Genomic DNA, 16,274 nt, shown 5'->3' with positions numbered 1-16,274 from the left:
TTTGGGCGGTCGAAAANTGCNGNCCATTGTCCCCTGCGTGACATGCCACATCTGCGTCACGTCCTTCCCCAGCATTCCCAGGTATTCAAGAGGTACATTGACCGTCAGCCGCTCTAGCACGCCGTTCGGCGGGAATATCGACCATTTCATATAAATCCCTAAGATTTCTCCGGCTAGTGCCGACAGACTGATGAGACATGCGTGCACCAAAGTAGAGCGGCCGAAGAACGCCGCCTGCGCTGTTACATGGAATGTTGCACCTGGAACGCATCCCCACTTTTTGCATAAGAAGTCCCATGAAATGAATCTCAAATTCAGCCATAAAATCCTTTTGGCCGCCTCTGGCGTCGTGGTGCTGGCTTTTGCGTTGTTCACTTTGTACAACGACTATCTGCAGCGAAACACCATTCGGCAAAACCTCGAATCCTCCGTCCAGCAAGCCGGCGATCTGACCGCCAGCAGCGTGCAGAACTGGATGAGCGGCCGTGTGCTGGTACTGGAAAACCTCGCCCAGAACGTCGCTCATCAAGGCGCCAATGCGGACCTTCCCGGCCTGGTGGATCAACCTGCGTTCACCTCGAACTTCCAGTTCACCTACGTTGGCCAGGCCAATGGCGTGTTCACCCAGCGCCCTGACGCGAAGATGCCCGACGGTTACGACCCACGTCAGCGCCCTTGGTACAAGCAAGCCGTGGCTGCCGACAAGACCATGCTGACGCCGCCGTACATGGCCGCCGTCGGTGGGTTGGTGGTGACGATCGCCATGCCGGTGAAAAAGAACGGTGAATTGCTCGGCGTGGTCGGCGGTGACCTGAGCTTGCAAACCCTGGTGAAGATCATCAACTCGGTAGACTTCGGTGGTATCGGCCATGCGTTCCTGGTCAGTGCCGACGGTCAGGTGATCGTCAGCCCGGACAAAGACCAGGTGATGAAAAACCTGAAGGACATTTATCCAAACTCTGGCGTGCGCATCGAGAAGGGCAATCAGGACGTCACCCTGAACAAGCAGGACCGCATTCTGTCGTTTACCCCGGTGAGCGGTTTGCCGAATGCCGAGTGGTACATCGGTCTGTCGATCGACAAGGACAAGGCCTACGCACCACTGAGCCAATTCCGTACCTCGGCGCTGATTGCCATGTTGATTGCGGTCGTAGCGATTGCCGTGCTGTTGAGCCTGCTGATTCAAGTACTGCTGCGTCCGCTGACCACCATGGGTACCGCGATGCAGGACATCGCCCAGGGCGAAGGCGACCTGACCCGTCGTTTGGCCGTGGAAAGCAAGGACGAGTTCGGCGAGTTGGGTGGTTCGTTCAACCAGTTCGTGGAGCGGATTCACGCATCGATTTCCGAAGTGTCCTCGGCGACCCGCCAGGTCCACGATTTGTCGCAACGCGTAATGGCATCGTCCAACGCTTCGATCATCGGCTCCGACGAGCAAAGCGCGCGCACCAACAGCGTGGCCGCCGCCATCAACCAATTGGGTGCCGCGACCCAGGAAATCGCCCGCAATGCTGCCGATGCCTCGCAGCATGCCAGTGGTGCGAGCGAACAGGCAGACGACGGTCGTAAGGTCGTAGAGAAAACCATCCTGGCGATGTCGGAACTGTCGCAAAAGATCAGCCTGTCCTGCACTCAGATCGAAACCCTGAACGCCAGCACCGACAACATTGGTCATATTCTCGATGTGATCAAAGGCATCTCCCAGCAAACCAACTTGTTGGCGCTCAATGCCGCGATCGAAGCGGCGCGTGCNGGGGAAGCCGGGCGCGGGTTTGCGGTNGTGGCGGATGAAGTGCGCAACCTGGCGCATCGCACGCAGGAGTCGGCGGAAGAGATCCACAAAATGATCACCTCGCTGCAGATCGGTTCTCGCGAAGCGGTGACGACCATGAATGCCAGTCAGGTCTCCAGCGAAGAGAGTGTCGAAGTGGCGAACCAGGCGGGCTTGCGCCTGGTCAGCGTGACGCAGCGAATCGTAGAGATCGATGGCATGAACCAATCGGTTGCTGCCGCCACCGAGGAGCAGACGGCGGTGGTTGAAACCCTCAACGTCGACATCAACCAGATCAACTTGCTGAACCAGCAGAGCGTGGCGAACCTCAATGAAACGTTGAAGGATTGCGATGCGTTGTCGTTGCAGGCGAACCGGTTGAAGCAGTTGGTTGACAGCTTCAAGATCTGATTCAGGTCAGGTCTACCGCGTTATCGTTCAATCGCGAGCAGGCTCGCTCCCACAGGTTCACGCTAAACCCTGTGGGGGCGAGCCTGCTCGCGATAGCGGTGGATCAGTCACCGCTGAACCAAAGCCCTACACAAACAGCTTCAACACATTATTCATCGCGTCATCCGCAAACCCCTGCACAAACTCCTTGAACCCCGGCAACGCCTCGGCACCTCCCTGCGCCGGTTCGGCAATGATGGTCCAGGTCGCCCGCGACTTGCCCGCGCCCAGCGGTTCAACACTCATCGCCGCCCACAAATTGGCCACACCCAGCGTGTTGTAAATCGTGGTCCACGTCATGTTCAGTGCTTGGTCATCCCGCGAGTTGAGTTGCTCGACCACCAGGTTGCCGTCCTTGAAAAATTTCTTGCGCAGCGACGACACGCCTTCGCCCGTCATCTCGATGTGCGACAACGCCGGAATGAATTGATCGAAGCCGGCAAAGTTGCCGACCACCGCCCAGACCTGCGCGGCATCCGCCGGCACTTCGACGCAAGATACGACGTGGCAGCCTTGAGGGTTTTTGATCAGGGTATCGGGTTGCAGATTGTTCATGGTCTTGCTCCATTGGGTTTGAGTGAATCAGATGAAATTGATTTCTTTGAGGTAGTCGCAGCCGCGACGCAGCAGCGCCGGGGATTTTTCCGGGTAGTGCGCGCCCATCTGCCGCACGCCGGCCTGGGCGTTGGCGTGGCCGATCATCGAGATGTCGCCGATGTCTTCCTCAAAGCCGTTGAGGTAGAAACCGAGTACGCCGAACAACGCGTTTTCGCTGTCGACCCGACCCAGTTGCTGCTGCCAGTCGGCGACGCTGACCATGGAGAATTCGCGGCCGGCCTCACGGAATGACGCGACGTAATCGTCCCAACTCAAGGGCTCGGGGTTGTGCAGGTTGAACACCGCTTTTTCAGGTGAATAACGGCTGGCATGGAAGCCAATAAAGCGTGCGAGAAAGTCCACCGGCATCAGATCAAAGTTCAGCGCGAACTCCGGCACCTGGCCGAGCTGGATCGAGCCTTTGAGCATCAGCATCAAGCGATTTTTGTGCGGCTGACAGACGCCGGTCAGGCTGTTGAAGCTGATATTGCCGGGGCGATAAAGATTGACCCTCACCCCACGTTCACGCGCTCGTTCGAGGATTCGTTCACCGACCCACTTGGACAGGTTGTAGCCGTTCTTGATGTAGATCGGCGGCGTCTGCGCGGCGGGTAATTCCAGCACTCGGCCATCGTCGGCAATCGTGCTGGACGCCGAGAGCGTGGAGACGAAGTTGAAGATCTTCTTGCTGCGCCCCTCGCACAGCCGAAGGCATTCGAAAATCGGCTCGACGTTGTCCCGCGCCAACGACTCGTAATCGAGCACGTGATTGACGTTGGCGGCGTTGTGCACCAGCGCGCCGAACTCTCGATCGAGGCGCTCGTAAACGTGCGCATCGAGCCCCAACGACGGGCGAGTGATGTCTGCCGCGTAAACCTGCACCCGACTCAGGTCCAGGTGCTCCAGACGGTTTTCCCGCAAAGCGTGAGCGAAGCGTTCAGCCGCCGATTGCCCGCCGCCATCGCGCACCAGGCAGGCGACTTCACTGACGCCCCACGCCAGCAACGCCTCGACGATGTGCACACCGACAAAACTGTTGGCGCCGGTGACGATCACCTTGTGCACATCGCCCATGCGGCTGATGGGCAGCGGCTGAATATCCAGCTCGCGGAAGGCATCCGCCAGCGCTTGCGCGCTCAGGACTTCCTCGGTGCCAGAGCCGCGCACCAACGTCGCCAGCTTCGCAATCGTCGGCAATTCAATGAAGCGGTTGATCGAGATGCTGCGGCCGAATTCTTCACGCAATCGCAGCAACATCCGTGACAACAGGATCGAGTGGCCGCCCAGATTGAAGAAACTTTCGTCGGTCGGAATATCGCTGGCCGGCAGCTCCAGCAGCCCGGCCCAGATCTCCAGCAACAGCGCTTCATCGGCGCTGGCGGGCAAGCGCCGTGTCGTGTTTTCGGCAACATTCACCGGCATCGCCAGCAGCGCTTTGCGGTCGACTTTGCCGTTACTGGCGAACGGCATGCTCGGCAGTTCGGTCCAAGCGATGGGGTGCATGTAGTCCGGCAAAAACTGCATCGCATGAGCCTTCAAGGCTTCGCGCGCGACGCCCGGCTGGTTCTCCTGAGGTTGCGCGAGGAAGGCCAGAATCCGCCGTTGGCTGTCGATAACCACCGCGACCTGACGGTACAACTGACTGTCGCGCAGGCAGCGTTCGATCTCTTCCGGCTCGACGCGAAAGCCGCGGATTTTCACCTGATTGTCCCGCCGTCCGCACAGCTCGATACCGTCGCGGGTCCATTTCGCCATGTCGCCGGTACGGTAGGCGCGCAGGCTTTGGCCGTCTGGCAAGTTCAAGTCCAGGTAACGCTCGGCAGTCTGCTGCGGGTTGTTCAGATAACCCAGGCACACCCCCGGCCCGACAATGTACAACTCACCGACGGTCTGCTCGGCCACCGGCTGAAAAGCCTCGTCGAGAATCAGCACCTGGCTGTTGGCAATCGGGGCCCCGAGGGTGCGGTTGCTGTCGCCGGCGCGCAGCTGACGCGCGGTGATCAGCACCGTGGCTTCGGTCGGGCCATAGAGGTTGTAGAGATTGCCCTGACGGGTGAGCTGTTCGATGACGTAGGGCTCGCAGACATCGCCGCCGGTCATCACATGATCCAGGACCTGTAGCTGATCCAGCGGCAGAATGCTCAACAGCGCCGGCGGTAAAAACGCATGGCTGAGGCGTTGATGGCGAATCAGCTCGACCAGCTGCAACGGATCGCGGCGCTGGTCGTCGTTCGGCACGATCAGCTCGGCACCCTCAAGCAGGGTCGGGAAAATATCGATCAGTGACGAGTCGAAACTCAACGACGAAAACTGCAAGGCCCGACTGTGTTCGGTCAGCTGCACATAGTCGGCATACCACGCGGTGAAGTGCGCGAGGTTGGCCTGGCTGAGCAGCACGCCTTTGGGATGCCCGGTGGTGCCCGAGGTATAGAGCGCCATGCAGGGCGCGTCGAGAGCGGGTCGCTGGCGCATCAAGGGTTGACCGAGGTCGACGTCAGTGAAGTCGATGCGACTGATGTCCAGCCCCGGCATTTCGTCGGCGAGTGGATGCTGGCCGTCATGCAGCAACAACACCGCACCGGCATTCGAAAGGATGTACTGCTGGCGTTGCAGCGGATGGCTCGGCTCCAGCGGCAAGTACACCGCGTCGCTGCCCAGGATCGCCACGATCCCTGCATACAACGCACTGCATTTCGGCAAGCAGATCCCGACCACCAAGGGGCCTTGATGCTGTGCGAGCAACGGCAGCAAGTGTTGCTGGATCGCACGGCTCTGGGCGTGTAATTGCCGATAACTCAGCGATGTGCCGTCGATGTTCAGCGCAGGTCGTTCGGCGGACTCGATGAAGCGCTGTTGCAGACGCTCGATCATCGGGATCCGGGCGAGATCTTGCAGCCACGGTTGAGCCGTGTTGTTGAGTTGATGAACGAACGCCAGGCGTTCTAAAAACAGCAGATTGTCCACCTGATCAAAATGGGCTGCCGCTGCCGGTTCAGTGCAGAGAAAATACTCGGCGTCCCGGGAGAATCGGCTGACCAGCAGTGAGACGTGATCCACCAGCTCCGCCACCGCTCGCAGGCGCAAGGCCTGGCCGTTTCCGCTAGGCTCATCGGCAATCGACACGCGCGTGAACAGCGTTGATCCCTGCATGCACAGCAGGTCCATCGGCGGTAAACCGGTGATGTTTGGCACGCCAATTCCCAGTTGCAGTGTCAGATGCGGCGCATCACCCGGGACTGAAAACGCCTGGCTGGCATCGTCAATCAGCAGATCAAACGACGGCGCCTCCTCGAACGTCTTGAGCCGCACCAGCGAATGACCCTGTTGTTCAAGTTCCAGCGCCAGGTCGGTCAAGGCCTGGCTTTGCCCAATGAGCAGAATGTCGAGACGTCTCATGATGTTCTCCTCGTTACACCAGGTAGTCGCTGAGGGCGTCTTGCACGCACGGCGAATCCAGCAGCGAACTGCTGCGGAAAAACCGCACGATGTTGGCGACCAGCGGGTGATGACGATTGATCGGGAAGGCCAGCCCCGAGATTTCGTTCTTGAGTGCCTGGCGTGCCGCGTCGCTGATCTGCAAGGCTTCGATCAAGCGGAAGTCGAAGGACTTCTGGATGTCGTTGGTCAGGTAATGGCCGATGAACACCGGCAGGATTTGCGCGATGAGCTGGCGGTCGTCTTCGCTCGCGGTATGCCAGTAGATGCGTACCATCCGCGACCAGAATCCGGAGTGGCGGCCCTCGTCGAGCAAGTGATCGGCCATCAGGCCCTTGATCGACTGCTTGACCGTGTCGTCCTTGGCGAACGCCGCGACATCGCCGGTCACGGTGTTCTCGGCGATGGCCACGCAGATCAGTTCCACGGCGCTGCGCAAATGCTCCGGTGCGAGGGCCACGGCCGCCGGAATCGCCCGGCTCAGCTCGATTTCATCCGGCAGCCGGATCGGCGTGATGCCGGTCATGGCGACGGTCTGCTGCATGAAGTCCATGGCCACCAGCGCGTGGTAATCCTCGTCCACCACCACGGTCATGGCGTCATAGCGACAGGCAAACGGGAACGCCACGGCGAAGCGATTCTTGGCGATACTGCGGGCGGTCTTGTCGACGATTTCGGTTTCGAAAATCACCACGTCGTTGATGAATTTGTAGAGTGTCTGCACCAGCGCGAAGTCCCGTTGTTCCGGGCATTCGCGCAGGAAGGTTTCGCTCAGCACCAACGGTTGGCGGCTCAACGGGTAGATCAGCTTGTCGTCGTTCTCCAGCACACGCCGGGGGCGGGTGCGGATGGTCGCGCGACTTTCCCAGGCGTCGGCGAAGGATTGGTAGTCGGCGGCGTTCATGCATTCACCTCCGCAACCGGTTCGCTCATGCTCAGGCGCAGGCCGTCCCACAAAGCAATGCGGCTTTCCACGGCGGCAATGGCGCTGGCGTAGACGTCTGCTTCGCGTTGCGGATCGCCGTCGACCAGCCGTGCGAGGAGTTTTTCAGCGGCGGGGCCGTGGTCCTCGGAGTCGACTTCGATATGCCGCTCCAGGTAGTAACGGAAGGTCGGCGCTTGCTCGATGCCGATACCCCAGTCGTCGAGAATCCGCTGGAACATCTGCGGAATAACGCTCTCACGACCATGCAAAAACGCTGCGGCAACGCTATGTCCCGGCGCGTGCAGCGCGGTGTGCAAGGTGTGCCGCACAAACTGCGCAGCCGCCGGATCGATATCAACACTTTGCAGCGCCACGTCGTAACTCACACCTTCTTGTTGCAACGCCACGAAGCGTTCCACGGCGACCGTGCTGGCGCCGACTTCGCGCATCGCATCCAGGTACAACTCGAAATGACTGTAATGACCCTGGGCCGGACGATCATCGGACTCTTCACCCAGCACAATCTCATTGATCAGACGCGCGGCCTGCGGATCTCGCGGCGGCAACCAGGGCAGTTGAACGCAGGTCAGTTCCTGTTGCAGGCGTTTGGTCAGCGACATGAAATCCCACACCGCAAAGACATGGGTTTCCATGAACCGTTGAAGTACCGACAGTGAATGTATTTCAGAGAAAATCGGGTGTGCACTAAGTTCTGCTTTCTTCTGGTTGAGGCGGTCTTTATTCGTTTTCATGAGCGAGCCTATAAGTGATCTGAAATGCCGTTAAGGGTGATGTGATCAATAAGTGACGGTCGTTTAACGTTTTTTGTTGGCGAGCGAATGCCTCAATTAAATTGATGTCATCCAGAGCGATACAGTCGATTTGGTGCCGTGTTTACTGGTGGCGGAGAAAAACTAATACACGAATAAAGTGTCGAGCAAGTTATTTTTATATTATTTAAAAGTTTAACTTTTTCGCGCGCGACAAGTTCCAATAAAACTATAAGTGTCAGTTTTATTTGGGCGTAGTTGCTCCTTTCGACGAAGTGTCGTCAAAATTCAAATAAAGAGTGAATGCCTCACTCAAAGCAACTTTCAAAGTTGTTCCGTTGAATGCTTCAAGGGGGTGGAAGTTGGCTGGGATTGACGCCGGTGCTTCCTTTCCCGTGACAAGACTCCTTCCGTAGGTTCTTGGTGCGAGGACTGCGCCGCCATGGCGGCGCGTCGCCCGTTCATTATTCGTTGGCAACCCAAGAGTGAGCGTAAATCACGGCCGCCGCTATCGCCCGGCCGTCATCTTTGCTGGCGTATTGATGGAGCTTGAGGGAGGTCAATCGAAGGCAGGCTTGGGGAGGGGACGTGCGGTCGCTGAAGCGGGGATGTGTAAGTTGATTATTCACAGCAAGCGCGGCGCGCAGTTCGAACTGCGCGCCCAGGCTTGGCGCCGGGTTTTACCTGGACGTTTTCTTGCTCTGCGCCTCAGGGCTGTTGAGGTAGCGCGTGATGACCTCGACACCGCGGTTGAGGTGGTGCTCGAGCAGCTTCACCGAACGCTCGGTGTCGCGATCTTCGACGGCCAATAACAACGCCCGGTGATCATCCTGGGACAGCTTGCCCAGGCCCATGGCTTCCAGGTTGAAACGCAGGAAGCGCTCCTCTTCGTTCAAGCCATCTTCAATCAGTCTCAGGAGCCGACGGTTAGGCGCCTTGCTGTAGAGCGACATGTGGAAAAGGCGATTGAGCCGCCCGATCTCGGCGTAGTCGTGTTCTGTTTCCAGGTTATCGATATAGCGGGCAGCGTCTTCGAAATCCTGTTTATCAAGCAAGGGAATCGACAGTCGCAGGGCTTCGGACTCCAACAGAATCCGTAACGCATAAGTCTCGACGGCATCGCCCTGAACCAGCGGTGCAACCACCGCACCTTTATGGGCGATGACGTTGAGCAGCGACTGGGCTTCAAGCTGGCGTAACGCTTCGCGCACGGGCATGCGGCTGACGCCGAACAGGCTGGCCAAATCTTGCTGGCGCANCGCGGTGCCGCAGGGAATGCGCCCGTCGAGAATGGCCGAACGCAGGGTTTCTTCGATCACCGAACGTGCGAGGTGAGCGGGAATCGGCCCGTTGACCTTGATACTGCTGAGGGGGTTGGGCTTCTGTGTCACGACTACGCACCCTGTTTGGCTGAAATATTTGGATCCAAATGGACACTAGTGACTGCCATGCAGCTTGTCAAACGGACAAAAGATCGCAGCCCACGACTTTTCATGTCACTCACCATTCAAAGTCTAGCGTGTCGCCAGTGATTGCACCGTGCCATTGTCTTTTAACGGGCTAACCTGCACCATCAAGCGAATTCCACCTGCCTGACCTGGATGCCTCGCATTGGCGGTACGTTTCGCGATCCCTCGGACTTTGCGCTGGCTGTGCTGCGCGTTGCTGCTGGCCGGCGTCATGCTGGGCGGGTTGCATGCCGATTGGGATTTTTCGCTGATCAGCCGCAAGGCGCAGGTCTTGTACGGGCCGTTGGGCGACGGGAAGCCGCGCATCGATGCCTGGCAGCAGTTGCTGGCCACGCAAAAACAGGCCAGCGAGCTGGAACAGCTCAATGTGGTCAATCAGTTTTTCAACAAACAGGTGCGTTACGTTGAGGACATCGACCTTTGGCACGAGGTCGATTATTGGGAAACACCCATCGAAGCCCTGTGGAAGGGCGCTGGCGACTGCGAAGACTATGCGATCGCCAAGTACTTCAGCCTGCGCCATCTCGGCGTTTCCAGTGACAAGCTGCGCATTACCTACGTCAAGGCGTTGCGNCNGAACCGCGCGCACATGGTGCTGACTTACTATTCGAGCCCCGAGGCCATGCCGCTGGTACTCGACAGCCTGATCGATGCAATTAAACCGGCCAGCCAACGAACCGACTTGCTGCCGGTCTACTCTTTCAATGCCGAAGGGTTGTGGTTGCCTGGCGCCAAGGGCAACAAGAAGGTCGGAGATACCAAACGCCTGTCTCGCTGGCAGGACGTGTTGAAGAAAATGCAGGCCGAAGGTTTCCCGGTCGAGACGACTAACTAGGAGCACGCGCTCAGATGTCTTTGTTCAAACAGCTGTTGATCGCNATCTGTCTGTTCCTGGTGGTCGCCTTCAGCGGCAGCTTCATGGTCAGCCTCGAAAGCTCGCGCACCCAGTACGTCAACCAGTTGCGCTCCCACGCCCAGGACGCCGCGACGGCACTGGCGCTGTCCCTGACGCCGAACATCGACGACCCGGCCATGGTGGAATTGCTGGTCAGCTCGATCTTCGACAGCGGNTACTACGCGAGCATCCGCGTGGTTGACCTCAAGACTGACCAGACCATCGTCGAGCGCAGCGGCATTCCAGCGGTGAACAACGTGCCGGACTGGTTCGTCAAAATGATCGGTCTGGAACCGGCCGGCGGCGATGCGCTGGTCAGCCGTGGCTGGGAGCAGGCGGCGCGGGTCGAGGTGGTCAGCCATCCGATGTTCGCATTGGCCAAACTGTGGCAGAGCGCGTTGGGCAGCCTCGGCTGGTTGCTGATCTGCGGCGCGGTGAGCGCGGTATTGGGCGCGCTGTTGCTGCGTCGGCAGTTGAAGCCGTTGGACTACATGGTCAAGCAGTCCCACGCCATCGCTCGNCGCGAATTCCTCAGCCTGCCGGAACTGCCGCGCACACCGGAACTGCGCCGAGTGGTGCAGGCCATGAATCAAATGGTCGAGAAGCTCAAGGCGCTGTTCCAGGAGCAGGCCGAGCGCAGTGAAAAACTGCGGGTCGAGTCCTATCAGGACAACCTCACCGGCCTCGCCAACCGTCGTTATTTCGAGATGCAGCTCAACGCGCGCGTCAGCAACCCGGAAGAGACTAACTCCGGCTATCTGCTGCTATTGCGGGTCAAGGACCTGGCCGGTCTCAACCAGCGTCTGGGCGGTCAGCGCACCGACCAATTGTTGCAGGCCGTGGGCGAGCAACTGTCCCGCGAGTGCGCCAAGTACCCGGAAACGCAGAACCTCGTCACGCGGATCCGTGGCGGTGAGTTTGCCGTGCTGGCGCCGGGNCTGGTGCGCGAAGAAGCGCTGCAACTGGCGCAGAACCTCGACAGCGCTTTGGCGAGCCTGCATGCGACCGGCGCCACGGACGTGGCCTCGGTCGCGTCGATCGGTCTCGCGCCGTTTATTCATGGCGACTCACCGCAGGCCGTGTTGGGGTTGGGCGACCAGGCGTTGGCTCAGGCTGAAGGTCAGGGTGAACAGAGCTGGGCGTGCCTGGATCACAGCGCCTCGGCCAGCGTCGGGGATGACCATCACGCCTGGCACAAGTTGCTGGATCAGGCGTTGACTCAGCAGCGTTTCAAGTTGTATTTCCAGCCGGTGGTCGCCAGCCAGGACACGCAATTGGTGCTGCATTACAAGGTGCTGTCGCGGTTGATCGACGATGAAGGCCAAACCATTCCCGCCGGACGCTTCCTGCCGTGGCTCGAGCGCTTCGGCTGGACCGCGCGCCTGGATCGGCTGATGTTGGAGCTGGTGCTTGAGCAGATGGCCGAGCATGAGGAATCGCTGGCGCTGAACCTGTCTTCGGCGACGTTGGCCGATCCGCAGGCGCTGAACAAAGTCTTCGAGATTTTGCGTGCTCACTCCGATCTCGGACCGCGGCTGACCCTGGAAATCGGCGAGGAGCAACTGCCCGAGCAAGCGATGCTGGAAGAACTGACNCAGCGCCTGCGCGAGCTGGGATTCTCCCTGAGCCTGCAGCGTTTTGGTGGGCGGTTCAGCATGATCGGCAACCTGGCACGGCTGGGCCTGGCGTACCTGAAGATCGACGGCAGCTACATCCGCGCCATCGACCAGGAAAGCGACAAGCGCCTGTTTATCGAGGCGATCCAGCGCGCTGCCCACAGCATCGACCTGCCGTTGATCGCCGAGCGTGTGGAGACCGAGGGGGAGTTGAAAGTGATTCGCGAGATGGGGATTTNTGGGGTTCAGGGGCAGTTGTTTGGTGAGCCCAAGCCTTGGCAGTGAGGCTTTATAGCTGAGTCGTCAGTCAGTCCGCCATCGCGGGCAAGCCCGCTCCCACAGTGGAGCTGTGTTGACCANNGCCCTGTGGGAGCGGGCTTGCCCGCGATGGCATCAGCACAGACAACATCAAAGGCCGAAGCCTCAGATCAACCCCGTCTCATCATCATCAATCAATTGACTCAACCCACCCAACGCCTCTCGAGCCTGGGTCCGGTCCATCAGTTTGGCCTGGGCCGCGGCCGGCAGGTCGGTGACGCGGATCACGCCTTTGCTGGTCAGCACCTGGATCAAGTCGTCGAGAACCCGGATCATTTCCAGGTCGCTCTGCTTGAGCTGCTTGAGGCTGCTTTCCATCACTTCGTTGGCATACCAGGCCTGGATTTCATGGTGGTCGGCCGGCAGCGTTTCCGTGGCCTCGGCGTAGGCCGCGGCTTCCACGCGCACTAACTGACCTTGCGCATCGCGTTGCACGTAGAACATTGAGCATCCCTCAGAAATGAACCAGCGTCATGCTGTCAGCAGCATAGGCCAACTGGACGCGAGTATGCGGTGCGGCGACGAAATCGTCACCGGGGGGATGGGCACAAACGTGACGGCCGCCCCATAAGGGCGGCCGTTTTTCGTGGGATCAGCTGTTGTTGTGATCGACTTTGATGGTCGGGTCACTGCCGGCAATCAACGAGTGCAGGTTGGCGCTGGACCAGTTGTTGCCTTCCAGTTTGATCGTCACATCCGGCGTTGCGGCCGCCGCATCGCCTGAGTTGAACTTGCCGCCGGAGCTGACTTGCAGCGACGACACGCCATCAACGGTGCTGATTTTCAGGAAGTTATCGATGGTGCTGCCGGTTTCGCCTTGCAGCAGATCGCGCAAGTCGATCCGGTCACCTTCCGACGCCTTGAAGTCCTTGATCACATCGTTGCCGATGTCACCGGCCTTCCACACGAAGGTGTCGGCCCCCGAACCGCCAATCAGGATGTCGTTGCCCGGGCCGCCGATCAAGGTGTCGTTACCNGAGCCGCCGAGCAGGATGTCATTGCCTTTGCCGCCGTCCAGGTAGTCATTGCCGCCCTGGCCGAACAGGATGTCATNNCCGGTGCCGCCCAGCAGCGTGTCGTTGCCGTCATGGGCACCGGACACATCGAATGCGCTGTAGTGCTCGGTGATGAACTGGTGCACGTTGCTGGTGGTGACTTTGCTGACGTCCACGCCGGTTTCTTTGGCGACGAANGCCTGCAGTGCGTTGTAACCCTCGCCGGTAATCCCGCTGAAGCTCACCAGGTCGCCGAAGATGATGTCATTGCCGTCACCACCGTTGATNGTGTCGGAGCCCGGCATGGTCGCTTCGGTGTGACCGATGATCGAGTTGGCCAGGTCTTTCGGATCGATGTTGGTTTGCGGCGTCTTGTCCGAGTCGTATGGCTTGAGGTCGCTGAGGGTGACGTCTTTGTTCAGGCCGATGGCTTCTACCGTCGACACCTTGTCCAGCAGCGCGAAACTGCTGGTCGAGTTGTCGATGGCGCTGGAGCCGGTGCTGCTGCCATTGCCGTCGCGATAGGACAGCTCGTAAGTGCCGTTGCCCTCGGCGCGAATGGTGCCCAGTTCGGAACTGCTCCAGTAACCGCCCCACGAGCTCTTGTACGTCTGCAGCGTGACGGTGCCGGAGTTATCGATGGTCAGGTAGTGAGTGCTGTCCAGATAACCGGAAAAGGTCTGCCCCAATTTGTAATTGGTGGTGGTGATGACGTCATCGAGCTTCACGCCGCCGAACAGGGTCGGGTTGGTCGACTCACCACTCTGGTAGTAGGTCGGCTTGCCGTCGGTGATGAAGTAAGTGAGGTTCTTCGCTCCAGTGTTGGCCATGGCGTCGGCACTCTGGAACCAGTTCGCCGTGGTTTTGAACACGTCTTCGTAATTGGTGCCGCCGCCGGACGCCATGGAATCCAGCACCGCTTTGAGCAGGATCAGCGCATTCGGATCGTTCAGGTTCACTGAAACAGACTTGTTCACCTGGTTATCGAAGTCCGCGAGGAAAATGTTCACGGTGCCCGAGTTGCCACCCATGCTCTGCTTGAGCGTGTTGAACACCGCGGTCAGCGAGTCCTTGGCGGCGCTGATCGACGAGGCGCTCATGCTGCCTGAACTGTCGACCATGAAGGCGATGTTGTAGTTGGTGCCCGGCACCACGGTCAGCCCGCCGATGTCGGCGACGATGATGTCGTTGCCGTCGGTGCCGGTGATGGTGTCATCGGCCGCCGTGGCAGTCACGGCGTTGTAGACCGCCGGGTAAACCGTGACCGGGATCGTCGCGGTGCTGGCCGCCGAGCCGCCGAGAACCTCGGTGGAGGTCGAGGTCACGGTCAGGTTGAACTGGCCGTTGTAGTACGGCGGCGGGGTCACGGTCAGGGAACCGAGGTTCCAGCCGGTGACGTTGGCTTCACCCGACGAGGTGCTGGCGGTGAAGGTGTGGCCAGCGCCATCGGTGAGCACGGAGCCCGCCGGGATGCCACTGATCTTCACGATCAGGCTTTCGGAGCCGTCAGTGTCCGTGAGCGCAGTCTTGATCGCAGACAAGTGAACGCTGGTGCCTTCGGCCGCTTCGTTGAGCTTGTAGCCGTCGTAGTAACCTTCGCCGTTGGTGCCGTGCAGGTCGGAAACCGTCACGCCGGAAACCGTCACGCCGGAAGCGGCCAGGTCTGCAACGCCGGTGTACAACGGCACGCCCGCGCTGCTCAGGTCCTGGACCGCGCCGCCGTTGACCGACAGGTTGACGTCATAGCTGCCAGGGCCGGACTGGTTGGCGTGGTAGATATCCAGGGTGTAGTAGCCGCTGGCGGTCGGGGTGAACGAACCACTCAGATTGCCGCCCGCGCCCCAGAGCGCGCTGGCCACGGTCTTACCGCCGATGGTCACGAGCAGGCTGTCATCACCGGTGCCGCTGAAGCTGTAAGTCTTGCCGGCTTCGAGGTAGATCAGGCCGGACGTTTTCGACGCGGTGCCAGAGGTCACGCTGCCGTCGGACTGCACGTTGGTCACGGTGGTGCTGCTGTTCGGTTTGCCGGCTGCATCGATCACCGACTTCAGCGTGTTCGTCGCCGCGCCGCTGCCGTCGGTGCCGAGGCCCGACAGGCCGGTCCAGACTTCCTTGATCAGTCCGGTGGATTTGACACTATTGTCCGCAACGCTCAAGGCCGGAGCGTCAGCAACCGGCGTGATGTCGATTTTGATCGTGCCGGTGTTGCCCAGCAGCGAACCGTCGGTTGGCTGGAACTTGATCTGTGCGTAGTCCGCCAGATTGTTGCCCACGCCGGTGCCGCCGTAGCCATTGGCGCCGGATTCGTTGGCGTCCGGCAAGAAACGCACCTTACCCGCGTCGATGTCAGCCTTGGAGAGGGTCTGGTTGGTCGTCACGTCGGTCCAGGTCGAACCGTTCAGGTACTGCAATTTGCCTTCGCCCGGCAGGCCGGTGATTTTCACGCCGAGGCTGGCGGCCGGACTGTCGACATCGCTGACGCCGAAGGTCGACCAGCCGAGGATCAGCGGGGTGTCCTCGGTGCCGGTGAGGTTAACCGGCGCGGCGGTCGGCGCATCGTTCACTGCCACGACGTTGACGGTGGTGGTCGCGGTGTTGGAGTAGTTGCTGCCATCGGTCACCGTCACGGTGATGATCCGCGGCACGGTGCTCGGGTCTTCACTGCTGTTGGTGAAACTGATGTTTTTGATCTGCTGCATGTAGTCGGCCAGCGTCGCGTTGCCGGACAACGTCAGCGTGACGGTGCCCTCCTTGCTGTTGGCATTGATGGAGATGCCGTTGACGCTGTTGCCCAGGTTCAGCGCATCGCCCGGCTGACGGTTGGTCAGCACGATGGTCGCGCCGGTCAGCATCGTGCTGTCCGGGTCGGTGATTTTCAGGTCGGTGTCGCCGATCGATACGCCTTGGCCCGTGGTGCCTTCGGTGAAGGTCACGTTGTAGTTGGCACCGGTGGCGCCGCTGGAGTTGTTGGCGTCCAGGTCGATAACCGGCGGCGCATCGTTGTCGATGATGTTGGTGCTGACGCTGCCATTG

10 protein-coding genes are annotated in these 16,274 nt (G+C 59.9%); 3 read left to right on the top strand and 7 right to left on the bottom strand.

The annotated features are described in order from the left end of the window. Window positions 1-301: 301 nt before the first annotated feature. Window positions 302-2,182 carry a methyl-accepting chemotaxis protein gene (locus B7L09_RS16590; RefSeq protein ID WP_094469753.1) on the top strand — a complete coding sequence of 627 codons (1,881 nt, stop codon included), beginning with the start codon at window positions 302-304 and terminating at the stop codon, window positions 2,180-2,182. A 126-nt stretch (window positions 2,183-2,308) separates the two neighbouring features. On the opposite strand, the gene B7L09_RS16585 is transcribed toward B7L09_RS16590, so the two are convergent. The 5 genes from B7L09_RS16585 to B7L09_RS16565 form a co-directional block, all read right to left on the bottom strand. Then, window positions 2,309-2,776, bottom strand: a complete 468-nt coding sequence (locus tag B7L09_RS16585) for an SRPBCC family protein (RefSeq protein WP_094469752.1) — start codon at window positions 2,774-2,776, stop codon at window positions 2,309-2,311. A gap of 27 nt (window positions 2,777-2,803) precedes the next feature. Further along, window positions 2,804-6,214: a non-ribosomal peptide synthetase gene (locus B7L09_RS16580; protein WP_094469751.1), complete on the bottom strand. Its 3,411-nt coding sequence runs from the start codon at window positions 6,212-6,214 to the stop codon at window positions 2,804-2,806. 13 nt (window positions 6,215-6,227) lie between these two features. Beyond that, window positions 6,228-7,157, bottom strand: coding sequence for a diiron oxygenase (locus tag B7L09_RS16575; RefSeq protein ID WP_094469750.1), 930 nt, complete (start codon window positions 7,155-7,157; stop codon window positions 6,228-6,230). Beyond that, window positions 7,154-7,930 (bottom strand): DUF3050 domain-containing protein, encoded by a 777-nt coding sequence (locus B7L09_RS16570; protein WP_094469749.1) that lies wholly within the window; start codon window positions 7,928-7,930, stop codon window positions 7,154-7,156. Before B7L09_RS16570 ends, B7L09_RS16575 begins: the two co-directional genes overlap by 4 nt. 698 nt (window positions 7,931-8,628) lie before the next feature. After that, window positions 8,629-9,339, bottom strand: a complete 711-nt coding sequence (locus tag B7L09_RS16565) for a GntR family transcriptional regulator (protein WP_094469748.1) — start codon at window positions 9,337-9,339, stop codon at window positions 8,629-8,631. 220 nt (window positions 9,340-9,559) lie between these two features. On the opposite strand from B7L09_RS16565, the gene lapG reads away from it, so the two are divergent. Both lapG and lapD read left to right on the top strand, forming a co-directional pair. Further along, window positions 9,560-10,252, top strand: a complete 693-nt coding sequence (gene lapG / locus B7L09_RS16560) for a cysteine protease LapG (protein ID WP_094469747.1) — start codon at window positions 9,560-9,562, stop codon at window positions 10,250-10,252. Window positions 10,253-10,266: 14 nt separating this feature from the next. Beyond that, complete coding sequence (lapD, locus tag B7L09_RS16555) at window positions 10,267-12,213, top strand: cyclic di-GMP receptor LapD (protein ID WP_094469746.1); 1,947 nt, start codon at window positions 10,267-10,269, stop codon at window positions 12,211-12,213. A gap of 138 nt (window positions 12,214-12,351) precedes the next feature. Here the strand turns inward: lapD and B7L09_RS16550 are convergent, their stop codons facing one another. Then, entirely contained in the window at window positions 12,352-12,690 is a 339-nt protein-coding gene (locus tag B7L09_RS16550; protein WP_094469745.1) for a tryptophan synthase subunit beta, read from the bottom strand. Between the two features lie 148 nt (window positions 12,691-12,838). Beyond that, on the bottom strand, window positions 12,839-16,274 hold a 3,436-nt coding region (locus tag B7L09_RS16545; protein WP_094469744.1), incomplete at its 5' end, for a type I secretion C-terminal target domain-containing protein.

Source organism: Pseudomonas mandelii (assembly GCF_002251635.1).
GTDB lineage: Bacteria > Pseudomonadota > Gammaproteobacteria > Pseudomonadales > Pseudomonadaceae > Aquipseudomonas > Aquipseudomonas mandelii_B.
This window is presented reverse-complemented; position numbering and strand designations above follow the sequence as displayed.

What these genes read in the sequence shown, in the direction of transcription:
- B7L09_RS16585 (WP_094469752.1), bottom strand. Translation starts at nt 2,776, where the DNA reads ATGAACAATCTGCAACCCGATACCCTGATCAAAAACCCTCAAGGCTGC.
- B7L09_RS16580 (WP_094469751.1), bottom strand. Translation starts at nt 6,214, where the DNA reads ATGAGACGTCTCGACATTCTGCTCATTGGGCAAAGCCAGGCCTTGACC.
- B7L09_RS16575 (WP_094469750.1), bottom strand. Translation starts at nt 7,157, where the DNA reads ATGAACGCCGCCGACTACCAATCCTTCGCCGACGCCTGGGAAAGTCGC.
- B7L09_RS16570 (WP_094469749.1), bottom strand. Translation starts at nt 7,930, where the DNA reads ATGAAAACGAATAAAGACCGCCTCAACCAGAAGAAAGCAGAACTTAGT.
- B7L09_RS16550 (WP_094469745.1), bottom strand. Translation starts at nt 12,690, where the DNA reads ATGTTCTACGTGCAACGCGATGCGCAAGGTCAGTTAGTGCGCGTGGAA.